The following is a 463-nucleotide window of genomic DNA, read 5'->3' on the forward strand; positions in this document are numbered from 1 at the left end:
GGGCAACAGCGTGGTGCGCAGAATATGATGAATGGGGCAACCTGCTGAGTGATGAGAACCCGCATCATCTGCAGCAGCTCATTCGCCTGCCGGGTCAGCAGTATGATGAGGAGTCCGGCCTGTATTACAACCGCCACCGCTATTATGACCCGCTGCAGGGGCGGTATATCACTCAGGATCCGATTGGGCTGAAGGGGGGATGGAATTTTTATCAGTATCCGTTGAATCCGGTCATAAATGTAGATCCGCAAGGTTTGGTTGATATAAATTTATACCCCGAAAGTGATCTTATCCATTCTGTAGCTGATGAGATTAATATACCAGGCGTTTTCACAATCGGGGGGCATGGTACCCCCACATCTATTGAATCCGCAACGCGCAGTATCATGACAGCTAAAGATCTAGCATATCTAATTAAATTTGATGGGAATTATAAAGATGGGATGACAGTTTGGTTATTTTC

At 46.7% G+C, this 463-nt stretch carries 1 protein-coding gene; it reads left to right on the forward strand.

Features of this window, described 5'->3' with window-relative positions; translation table 11 throughout:
* A partial coding sequence (locus K0040_RS22510) for an RHS repeat-associated core domain-containing protein (protein WP_228110459.1) occupies positions 1 to 463 on the forward strand: 463 nt, incomplete at both ends.

It is taken from the genome of Terrisporobacter petrolearius, assembly GCF_020748185.1.
Classification (GTDB): Bacteria; Bacillota; Clostridia; order Peptostreptococcales; family Peptostreptococcaceae; genus Terrisporobacter; species Terrisporobacter petrolearius.